This is a genomic window from Saprospiraceae bacterium (genome assembly GCA_016717265.1).
GTDB lineage: Bacteria > Bacteroidota > Bacteroidia > Chitinophagales > Saprospiraceae > Vicinibacter.
This window is the reverse complement of the sequence record JADKFX010000001.1, coordinates 2,960,146-2,971,370: the sequence shown is the minus strand read 5'-3', so window position 1 is coordinate 2,971,370 and position 11,225 is coordinate 2,960,146. Positions and strand designations below refer to the sequence as shown.

The window sequence follows — 11,225 nt, the reverse complement described above, 5'->3', positions numbered from 1 at the left end:
AAGCTGAATGAATTAGATCGGTATAGTTTTTGGATATTTGCTTTATTATCTGTGAAAATAAATACAATGAAAGTTAAATAAATTATTAATTTTATTTCGCTTTCTGATGTTAATATAATTATTATTTATAATATTTAAGATAAACAATTACAATATGTATCGAATTTTACTTTCTTTAATATGTATTTTTTGGATTAGTAATAGTCCACAATTACTGGCTCAGTGTACTCCGCCCATGGCTGAAGAATGCGAATTAGCCAGTGTTTTATGTTCTTTGGACGAGGTAAATGGTTATGCCTGTAATAACCCAAGCACCATTCCGAGTCCTTGTTCACCCCTTTGTTCACAGGGTGGAGCTGGACATAATACGAGTTGGTGGGGATTTGTTTGTCAAGGAGGTAATGTTACCGTCACCTTGACAATCGGTGGTTGTACCACAACCCAAGGTCTCCAGTTTGGTATTTGGGGCGACTGCAATTGTGGTGAAGAAATCGCATGTAGATCTATTCCATGTGTGCCACCAAATAGTGTTCAAGTCGTTTCTGCAAATTTGCAAGCATGTAAAACTTACTATTTATGGGTAGATGGTTGTAGTGGTGATATTTGTGACTTTACTTTAAGCACCTCAGGTGGTGGCCCACCATCTTTAAGTCCATTAGGCTTTATAAACAATATTGCTAGCAAAATAATCCAACCAGTTTGTGTAGGTGCATGTAATGTGCGGTTTTTCGTAAATGATCAACCAGGAGGTTGCTCTCCCACTTATGTGTGGACACTCGATGGTGATGAAGTAGGTGGTAATTCAAATGAAATTACCTTGGATTTTCCTGATGAAGGTGATTTTGTTATTTGCGTTACAGCTTATATAGGAAATCCTCAAAGTGGATCCATCTGTTCCCAAGAAGGTCCGCAGTGTGCAACTGTTAAAGTTAGACCCATTGCAGACAGACTTGGAAAAGACAGAATTCTTTGTTGGGAGCAGGTTAATCCTGGAGGCTATAAATGGCATACCCAACGAATTAACCAGTCCGGTGAGTATCGGGAGCAATTTACAGATGCAAATTGCTGTAAATATGATTCCGTAGTTAAATTTAATGTTTTAGATCAGCCAATGCCTGCAGATGTATTTTATATCACCTGCGATAATGAACCTTATATTGATGCATTAGGCAGGGCACATCAACCTTGTAAAGACCAATTTAATATTGATTTGCCAAAATCAACAGACCCGTATAGATGTGATAGCTCAATTGTTTTGACTGCTGTTAATGTTGATTACACTCCAAAATGGAGAGTACAATGCTTAGGTGGAATGGTTGAAATATCTCCAAATGTTAGTATTCTTAGACCCTGTAGTGTTGGTGAAACCTATCAATTTGAATATCGTTGGTATAAAAAGAATGATTTTCAAAAGAAAACAATAAGTTTAGATGAACGCCTTATAGTGGATGCAATTGATGAAGATTATTGTGTTGAGGTCAATGTTAGGGTTGAGTTACAAACTGAGTTTGCAATATGCGCAAAGACCTTTTGTGAAACTTTTAATGAAGGAGATTTGGCACCTAAATGTTTTCCTTTAGCAGGGGATTTAGTATTATGTGTAGGAAAAAATGGCAATTATTTTATAGACACTTTTATTTCTCAAAAAGTTAATTTCTATACTTGGACAGTAGATGGTGGTTTTGTTACAACAAAGCCTGACTCTTCTGGAGTTGAAATTAAATGGTTGCTTCCTCCAGGGGATACAGGTACCGTATGTGTATTTTATGATACAGATTGTGGTAGAAGTTGTGAAAAATGTATTAGAGTAGCAATCAGACCAGTACCTGCGCCTCAAGCAGGCCCAAATGATAGTATCTGTAATTTAGACAATCAATTTCAAGGAACTAAAGATGTAGGTGGTCAATGGACTCAACTTTCTGGTCCAGGGAGTTCGACAATAACAGATAGTACAGATCCTAAATCAAATGTAAAAGTTGATAAATTTGGTATTTATCGATATGTTTATTCAGAATCACGCTTAGGTTGTGATGGATCTGATACCGTTGATTTATTCTTTAATTCAACACCAGATTCATCTGGCATTACCTATCTCTGCAATGTTAAACAAACACAATATAAACTTCGCTTTGAAGTGAAAGGTGGCACACCACCATATACCGTTGTTCAAGGAAATGGTACCATTGATGTAAATAATATTTATACATCCAATTTCCATGACAACTTAACCAGTTATACCATTTTGATTCGGGATGTAATGGGTTGTATTCTTAGCTTTAATTTTGATCATGAATGCAAATGCACGAATGTAGTTGGTCAATTGACAAAATCAGTTGAAAATAAATGTGAGGATCAAAGCTTTACATTCTTTTATGATGATCAAACAGAGCAACCAGATCCAAATGATACACTGATCTTTGTTTTAACAACAGACCCAGATCCAGATAATGCTGCTGCTGGTGGTCCGTTTATTAAAATCTTATCTTCTAAAACAGTCATATACGACGCCACTTTTATCTATGGTAAAACCTACTACATCTTTGCATTACTTGGAAAGAAAAATGGTCAGGGTGGTATTGACTTTTTAGCAGGTTGTGTGCAGGTAGATGGTCCTAAACCATTTTCATTTTTCCAAAATCCATTGCCGAATGCTGGCGTTGATGATGCAATCTGCGGAACCATCTATGATCTGCAAGGAAAATCTAGTGTTACAGGTTCTAGTTTAAAATGGAAACTTATTTCAGGTCCAAGTGGTGTTACATTCTCTGATGACGCACTTCCAACTTCTAATGTAAATACACAAGGTGTATACGGTACCTATGTGTTTGAATTTTCAGAAGATAATCAAAGTTGTTTGGCAGCAGATCAGGTTAGTATAACATTCAACCCATCTCCATTTATTTTTGTTGATCAAAAAATTTGTTTGGATTATAACGATCCAAGATATCCTTATAAAGCTACTATTGTTATTAATGATGGTAAACCACCCTTCACAATTATACAAGGTGGTGGAACCATTGTCGGCAATGTTTATACCACAGATACATTAGTGAGTTTAACACAGTTTAAGGTAGAGATTCAAGATGCAAATGGATGTATTTCTAATTTAATAATTGATGATTATAATTGTAATTGTGGAAATATTAATGCGGGTCAATTAGACACTATCCCAATTGAAGTTTGTGTTGATAAATGTGTTTCCATTAATAGTATAGTGGATGAAATAACAGATCCAGAAGATGTTGTAATGTATGTATTCCATCAATCTTCATGGAATGAAACAAATCCAGCCTTACCTAAAATTGATACATTCTATTCAAGATTGGATATGATCTGTTTTGATCCAACCATCATGGTTACTGGAAAAGCTTATTATATCACCCGGGTAGTTGGTGATGATAAAGATTTTGATGGCATCGTAGATCCTTTAGATCCTTGTAAACGCGTTAGTAACAATCAACCCATTATTTGGAATCCATATCCTAATCCAGATGCTGGTCAGAATGATAGTATTTGTTTTTACAATTATCAATTAAATGGTATTACAAATTTAGGTTCACCAAGTTGGAGGTTTTTATCAGGTCCTGGATCTGCTAGCATAGCAGATACTGCAATTGATAAGACCAATACTACCGTTACCGGTAAAGGTACCTATACTTATGAATTGACTGAAAATGCAAGAGGTTGCATAACTACAGATACAGTTACTGTTACCCATTGGGATGCACCAAATTGGTTAGGTGCAAATCCTCCAGAATGTGATAATACAGCTGAAAATTATAGGATTACAGTAGACGGCCAAAATGGAGATCGCGCTTCCTGGACAGTTGATGGTTTAGCAATTCCAAGTGGCGTTTTACCAGGTAGTTTTATAGGTGCAAATACTTGGCAAACGGATTGGGTTAAAAATAATGATGTATATAGATTAGTAATTAATGATAGACATAGTTGTTTACCGGATACCATCAGTAATACCTATGAATGTCCATGTATTAATGGACTTGGTTTGCTCAATAAAACTCCGATCATTTTATGTAAAGATGGTACTGCTCAAGCAGTTTATGCCGCAGGAACACCAGATGGAAATGATGTAATTCGCTATGTACTTTATGATGGATCACAAGCAAATCCATTGGGAGGAACATTCCTACGTTTTAATGGAAATGGAACATTTGTCTTTGATCCTGCTACTATGCAATTAGGTAAAACCTATTTCATCGCAGTTTTCATGGGTAATTTGGATCCTGCAACAGGAAATGTTGTTTTAAATGATCGCTGCTTAAAATTTGATGCGGTGCCAGTTACCTGGTATGATTTTCCTAAAGCAGCCATTAATGGAGTTAATAAATTAACGTGTGCAGTTACTTCCATTACACTGGATGGACTTGCTTCAACGAGTGGTTCTGGTTCACCATTAAATTATATTTGGAGTACAACAAACGGTAGTTTCGTTAACCCTGGTCCTCAAACAGGAAATACAACGGCTATTAATGGTCCTGGTACTTATAAATTATTTGTAACTGACCCAATTTCAAATTGTACAAATGAAATTACTTATAATATAAGTATTGATGTTTTAAAACCAACCGTAGCTACAGGAACTCCTTTACCAATAACTTGCGATCGATTGGTTGTTGATTTAGATGGTAATGGATCTTCTAAAGGATCAAACTTTAGCGTAAAATGGGCAGGACCGGGAACTATTCAAAACGGAAATACATATACACCTAAAGTGGATGCTACAGGTTCTTATCGAATTATTGTTACCAATAATGATAATGGTTGCGTTGACTCTACAAGTGTTAATGTAACGGCAGATCTTAGAAAACCAATTCCGGATATTAGCCAAATTGGACAATTAACATGCTCTGTAAAACAAGTTCAGTTGGATGCGAGTGGCTCAAGAGGTCAGTCTGGAACAATTGATAGATATACTTGGCAAACTGCTAATGGTAGTATTATCGCAGGAGCAGGCACACCAAAAGTTACTATTGATAAACCAGGATCTTACAGAGTTGAAGTAAAAGATCAAAATAATGGTTGTATAGAATTTATTGATATAGAAGTTCTGGAAATTGGAAATCCATTAGTTGGTTTTAATGTTTTATCTCAAAATCCATTATGTTTTGGAGAACGGAACGGCGCTATTGATATCGCAGGAATTATTGCAACTGGAAATGCACAAGGTTTAGAATATTCTTTCAATAATGGTGCTTTTTCTACGAATACAAAATTCAATAATTTAAGCCAGGGAAATTATCGTCTAACAGTAAGAGATATTAATGGTTGTTTACATGATACTACATTGACTTTAATTGAGCCAGGAAAATTGAGTATGGGTGTTGATCAAACCATAATAGTTGATCAGGATCAAGAAGTTCAATTGGACACATTGCTTAATTTTGTTAGAGGAGGAACATTTAATCCAAACTATAGAGATACGGCTTGGTTAAATTTGAATCAGAATATTTCATGGGATAATAAATTAAGATATCCTGCAGATACAACAAGAGATTTCTTAATTACAATTACAGATGCTGCAGGTTGTACAATTCAAGATAGAGTGAGAGTAGTTGTTAGAATTTTGAAAGATGTATGGTGGCCAACTGCATTTACACCAAATGGCGATAAAGTAAATGATCTTTGGAATATTAAAGGAAAACGTGTAAGAAATATTAAGTCCTTAAATGTTTATGATCGTTGGGGAGAAATGGTGTTTTCTGCTTCCAATATAAAAGATGGAAACTTAGATCCTAATGTAGGATGGAATGGTGAATGGAATGGTGATCATGCATTACCAGGTGTCTATGTGTTCTACGCAGAAATTGAATACGTTGGTTCTGAAGGATCAGACATCTATAAAGGAGATTTTACCTTAATTAGATAATTTAAATTAAATCTTAAATAAAAAAGACCATTCATGTTTTGAATGGTCTTTTTTATTTAATGTACATATCTATAATTCGATTGTGTTTTTTAATTAATAGGGATCATACTTAAGAATAATTGAAAGGTAAAGTTGAATAAATAGCGATAGAATTATCGACATTAGCTTGATTTCGAACCCCAAGGTCTTGGGTTCAGATCAACAGAAATTGGGCACAGATTCCATTTTGACCAGGTCTTGTCTATTTTGAAAAAAAACGATTGCGTTACAGAAACTGAACTTGACCCACTCAATACTGTAGTAGCGTAAGATGAATTCAACCAAACCTCTTGCGATTGGCTTATTTGCTTTAATATGGTTTCTGAATTAATTGTTTGAACCCGAATTATTTTCAAATATTCCTTTACTTAAAATAATTTCCAAAGCAAGATTACATTGTTCTATTCTTGTAAGTCTACTATTATCTATCAAAATAGCATCAGAGGTTTGAATTAATGGGCTATCATTCCTATTTGAATCAATTTGATCTCTTTTCATAAGATTTGCCTTAATATCTTCAATTGAAATATTTGCATCTTTCTTTTTTAATTCTTCAAAACGTCTGTTGGCTCTTGTTTCAAGATCGGCAGTAACAAAAAATTTAATTTCTGCAAAAGGAAAGACTACACTCCCAATGTCCCTACCATCCATAATTACAGATTTTTCTAAAGCCATTGATTTTTGTAATTGCACCATCTTTTTACGGAGTTCTGGAATCGTTGAAACTTCACTGACAAGTTCAGATACTTTTGGTGACCGGATTTCATCGGTGACATCCGTATTATTTAATAAGATCTTCGGATTCTCTCCTGGAATAAAATCAATTTTAATCTGATCTAAATTTTGTTGAAGAGAAAGTTGATTTAAAGAAAGTTTGTTTTTGATTAAATAAAGTGTAGCTGCCCGATACATGGCCCCTGAATCAATATAGGTAACTTGCAATTTTTTAGCTAAGTCTTTAGCTAATGTACTTTTTCCACATGCTGAATGCCCATCAATTGCAATAATCATGTACATTTTTATAGGAATAAAAAAATCCTGTTGCTTGAACAGGATTTTATAAGTTTAATATTCATCTTCATTAAACAAGAAGTCATCTTTTCTTGGATAATCAGGCCAAATGTCTTCCATGCTTTCATATATTTCTTCATCATCTTCCAATTCTTGAAGATTTTCCAGTACTTCTATAGGAGCTCCGGATCGAATTGCAAAATCTATCAACTCATCTCGTGATGCAGGCCATGGCGCTTCTTCCAAATGATGAGCTAATTCTAAGGTCCAGTACATATTTTCAATTTTAGTTTTATGATTAGTTAATTGGTATTAAAATGGAAATATTGCTAAAATAGTTCCGGATTTGTAAAATTTTAAATGATCATCATGCTATCTCCATAACTATAAAAGCGATATTTTTCTTTAATCGCCATTTCATAGGCTTCATTTAATAATTCGTGGCCTGTAAAAGCGGAAACCATGATTAATAAACTTGATTTAGGCAGATGAAAGTTTGTAAGCAATACATTGGCCACTCTAAACTCATAGGGTGGATAAATAAAAAGATTGGTCCAACCTTCAGCTGGTTTTAAATACTTTGAAGCAGAAACAGAAGATTCTAAAGCCCGCATTGTCGTAGTGCCTATAGATATTACATTATTACTGCTATCTTTAGCTTCATTCACTAAAGTTGCAGTTGATTCGTCAATTCGGAAGTATTCAGCTTCCATTTTATGTTTAGATAAATCTTCTACATCTATAGTTCGAAATGTTCCAAGACCAACATGTAATGTGACTTCCCCAAAATTCACCCCTTTAATCTGCAACATTTTATACAATTCGCGACTCATATGCAAACCTGCAGTCGGAGCGGCTACAGCTCCGATTTCTTTAGCATAAATCGTTTGGTAGCGTTCCTCATCAGAAGCTTCCAGATTCCTTGTAATGTATTTTGGCAATGGCGTTTGACCTAATATTTTTAATGCATTCTGAAAAGCCGTTTGATCTCCATCAAACAAAAAACGAATGGTTCTGCCTCTAGACGTTGTATTATCTACGACTTCTGCAACCAGAACCTCTTTTCCGTTCTTATCATAAAAATATAATTTATTGCCAACCCTAATTTTTCTTGCCGGATCCACTAAAACATCCCAAAGACGAACTTCTTTATTTAATTCTCTCAATAAAAAGACTTCAATTTTTGCACCAGTCTTTTCTTTTCTTCCAAACATTCGGGCTGGAAAAACTTTGGTGTTATTGATGATAATGGCGTCTTTATCCTGAGCGTAATTTAGAAGATCTTTAAATTGTTTGTGTTCGATTTTACCAGTATCCTTGTGAATTACCATCATCCGGGCATCTGATCTTTCATCTGTTGGATATTGGGCAATTAAATTCTTTGGAAGGGTAAAGGTAAACTGTGATAATTTTGTGCGCATGTGAGCTTTTTAATTTTCGGCAAAAATAGTGTTTCGAGTATACTAAAATCAAGTCTTTTGACAAATATTCAATGAATTTTATGTAGGATTGTTGTTTAATCGTATATATTTTTTGTTATTTGGTCGAAATACTTCAAAATTTGACCTTGCTAAGCTTAATTTTGAATCCATAAAAATAGATTTTGATCTTTTTTAGAATATTATCCGACAGCTTAAGACAAGCAATTCAACAACTAATCTCGAACAGACTTCGGAGTTTTTTAACATTATTAGGAATTACGATTGGTATCTTTTGTGTTATTGCAGTGCTTTCAGCAGTTGATTCTTTGCAGGATAACATTGTTCAGAGCTTTGAAAAGCTTGGAAATGATGTGATCTATATTGATAAATGGCCTTGGCAAGAGGATCCTGGTCAAAATTTTTATAAATATATGGCAAGACCAACGCCAGATATTAATGATCTGAAAGCAATCGAATCAAAATCTAAATTATATCAAGCTGCTTCCTTAACGGTCTTTTTACCAGGTCGTACAATTAAATATAGGGATCAATTTGTTGAAGGGGCTTATATGGCTGGAATTACCGAAGATTATGAGCAAGTAATAAAAATGGAATTTGAAGATGGATCTTATTTTTCACCAAAAGATTTTCAAGTAGGAAGTAATCAAACCATTTTAGGCAATAAATTAGCGGAATCATTATTCCCAAACGGGAATGGAGTAGGGAAAGAAGTTCGATTATTCGGCCAATATTTTCAAATCATTGGAATTTTAAAAAAGGAAGGAAAATCGATTCTTGATATTATGCCAAACGATGAAGCTGCTTTTATTCCGTTTAATACAGCAAGAAAATTAGTGTCAATTAATCCGAGTTCTACCTGGGGGACATTGGTAAATGTTAAAGCCAAAAAAGGAGTAGATTTGGATGAATTAAAATATGAAGTAGCAAGTATATTAAGGCCGAGTAGGGGATTGCGGCCAAAAGAAAAAAATAATTTTGCTATTAATGAGCTTACGATGTTGACAAATATTGTGGATAGTGTTTTTGGTGTCATCAATTTTGCTGGCTTTATTATTGGTTTGTTTGCGATGCTAGTTGGTGCATTTGGTGTTGCAAACATCATGTTTGTATCTGTAAAGGAGCGAACCAATCTTATTGGTATTAAAATGGCGATAGGCGCAAAACGCTATTTCATACTTTTGGAATATTTATTGGAGGCAATTATACTTTGTATTATAGGTGGAATTATTGGCTTATTGTTGGTTTGGATAATTCTTACTATTATTTCTAGTTTAGTAGATTTCCCAATTTATATGTCACTTGAAAATGTATTTCTTGGATTTGCACTTTCGATAATTATCGGTATTATCGCAGGCATAATTCCAGCAATTAGTGCATCTAGAATGGATCCGGTGGAGGCAATTAGAAAATAACTTCGCATGGACTGTCTATCTATGAATCGTCTTTATAACAAGACAATAAACACTTCTGTCATTACCTAAAAGGTATTAACGCTAGCGTTTTTAATAACTGCTTATATATGTTATAAATAAGCAATTACAATAGTTCACTTTCAATAAAATGTTCTGCTTATTTTACTTTTTGTACAATCGCATTAAAAGCAGGTGCATTATTTAATGCTAAGTCTGCTAACACTTTACGATTAATTTGTACATTGTTAGTCGCTAACAAATGGATGAATTTGGAATAGCTTAAACCTAAGGGTCTTACCGCTGCATTGATCCTGGCGATCCAAAGTCTTCTGAAAGCTCTTTTTTTCTCTCTACGATGCTTAAAGGCATATTTCATTGCCCTTTCTACAGCGTTTTTGGCAACTGTATACACTTTAGATCTGCCACCAAAATAACCTCTGGCAGCTTTCATGATTTTCTTTCTTCTTCTTCGAGACGCTACTGCGTTAACTGAACGTGGCATAACTTATTTTTTTGCAAGGGATCAAAAAAATTGATACTTAACCTTGAAGTTTAAAAATATTTTAAAATATACCTAATAAAGCTTTCATTCGTTTTTCTTCACTTTTGTGAACAATCACAGAATGTACTAAATGCCTTTTAGCTTTTTTCGACTTATTTCTCATAAAGTGGGAAGTTTTGGCTTGAAAGCGTTTAACTTTTCCCGTTCCTGTCAATTTCATCCGCTTTTTAGCTCCGGAATGCGTTTTAACCTTCGGCATGATGCTTAATATATTTAGGTCCAATAATTCGGACTGCAAAGGTATAAAAATGTCGGGAATTTGAAGTATTTAATTCGTTTTTTTCTTCGGAGATAGGATAACGTGCATTCTTTTACCTTCTAATCTAGGTAATTCCTCTGCAACACCATATGGCTCAAGTTCTTTTATAAAACGAAGTAAGACCAGTTCACCACGATCTTTAAATACAATGGCTCGACCTCGAAACTGAACATATGCCTTTACTTTAGCACCTTCTTCAAGAAATTTAATGGCATGTTTCATTTTAAATTCAAAATCATGGTCGTCGGTATGTGGCCCAAATCGAATTTCTTTAACAACAGTTTTAGCTGTTTTTGCTTTAAGTTCTTTCTCCTTTTTGCGTTTTAAATACAAGAACTTTTTAAAATCTATGATTTTACAAACAGGAGGGTCTGCTTTTGCAGTAATCTCTACCAGGTCCATACCTAAATCAAAAGCCCATTTGATAGCTTGATCTGTATAATATACACCAGCTTCAATCGGCTTTCCAGCGACCACACTAATTTCATCGAAATTTTCTCCAACAAGCCTTATTTGACTGTTACGGATCGATTCGTTTGTTCTGAATTGACTTTTTAGTTCGTCGAACTTATTTACAGGAACTCTTCTTTGACTCAAATGAAAATGTTTAGTT

At 34.4% G+C, this 11,225-nt stretch carries 8 protein-coding genes; 2 read left to right on the top strand and 6 right to left on the bottom strand.

All coding sequences use genetic code 11. The features are described 5' to 3' along the window. Nucleotides 1-154 precede the first annotated feature (154 nt). Nucleotides 155-5,887, top strand: a complete 5,733-nt coding sequence (locus tag IPO86_11635; GenBank protein MBK9728761.1) for a gliding motility-associated C-terminal domain-containing protein — start codon at nt 155-157, stop codon at nt 5,885-5,887. Between the two features lie 366 nt (nt 5,888-6,253). On the opposite strand, the gene IPO86_11630 is transcribed toward IPO86_11635, so the two are convergent. From IPO86_11630 to queA, 3 genes are all read right to left on the bottom strand, one after another. Continuing rightward, on the bottom strand, nt 6,254-6,943 hold the full coding sequence (locus IPO86_11630) for a (d)CMP kinase (protein MBK9728760.1): 690 nt from the start codon (nt 6,941-6,943) through the stop codon (nt 6,254-6,256). A gap of 48 nt (nt 6,944-6,991) precedes the next feature. Next, complete coding sequence (locus tag IPO86_11625) at nt 6,992-7,213, bottom strand: DUF2795 domain-containing protein (protein MBK9728759.1); 222 nt, start codon at nt 7,211-7,213, stop codon at nt 6,992-6,994. An 80-nt stretch (nt 7,214-7,293) separates the two neighbouring features. Continuing rightward, nucleotides 7,294-8,358, bottom strand: a complete 1,065-nt coding sequence (queA, locus tag IPO86_11620) for a tRNA preQ1(34) S-adenosylmethionine ribosyltransferase-isomerase QueA (protein ID MBK9728758.1) — start codon at nt 8,356-8,358, stop codon at nt 7,294-7,296. A gap of 182 nt (nt 8,359-8,540) precedes the next feature. Between queA and IPO86_11615 the strand changes: the two genes are divergently transcribed. After that, on the top strand, nt 8,541-9,791 hold the full coding sequence (locus IPO86_11615) for an ABC transporter permease (GenBank protein MBK9728757.1): 1,251 nt from the start codon (nt 8,541-8,543) through the stop codon (nt 9,789-9,791). A gap of 157 nt (nt 9,792-9,948) precedes the next feature. Here the strand turns inward: IPO86_11615 and rplT are convergent, their stop codons facing one another. The 3 genes from rplT to IPO86_11600 form a co-directional block, all read right to left on the bottom strand. Next, nucleotides 9,949-10,293: a 50S ribosomal protein L20 gene (rplT, locus tag IPO86_11610; GenBank protein MBK9728756.1), complete on the bottom strand. Its 345-nt coding sequence runs from the start codon at nt 10,291-10,293 to the stop codon at nt 9,949-9,951. A 61-nt stretch (nt 10,294-10,354) separates the two neighbouring features. Then, nucleotides 10,355-10,552 (bottom strand): 50S ribosomal protein L35, encoded by a 198-nt coding sequence (gene rpmI / locus IPO86_11605; protein ID MBK9728755.1) that lies wholly within the window; start codon nt 10,550-10,552, stop codon nt 10,355-10,357. 69 nt (nt 10,553-10,621) lie between these two features. Continuing rightward, on the bottom strand, nt 10,622-11,209 hold the full coding sequence (locus IPO86_11600) for a translation initiation factor IF-3 (GenBank protein ID MBK9728754.1): 588 nt from the start codon (nt 11,207-11,209) through the stop codon (nt 10,622-10,624). Nucleotides 11,210-11,225 lie beyond the last annotated feature (16 nt).

Coding starts and splice junctions, on each gene's coding strand:
- IPO86_11635 (MBK9728761.1), top strand. CDS start 155: ATGTATCGAATTTTACTTTCTTTAATATGTATTTTTTGGATTAGTAAT.
- IPO86_11630 (MBK9728760.1), bottom strand. CDS start 6,943: ATGTACATGATTATTGCAATTGATGGGCATTCAGCATGTGGAAAAAGT.
- IPO86_11625 (MBK9728759.1), bottom strand. CDS start 7,213: ATGTACTGGACCTTAGAATTAGCTCATCATTTGGAAGAAGCGCCATGG.
- queA (MBK9728758.1), bottom strand. CDS start 8,358: ATGCGCACAAAATTATCACAGTTTACCTTTACCCTTCCAAAGAATTTA.
- rplT (MBK9728756.1), bottom strand. CDS start 10,293: ATGCCACGTTCAGTTAACGCAGTAGCGTCTCGAAGAAGAAGAAAGAAA.
- rpmI (MBK9728755.1), bottom strand. CDS start 10,552: ATGCCGAAGGTTAAAACGCATTCCGGAGCTAAAAAGCGGATGAAATTG.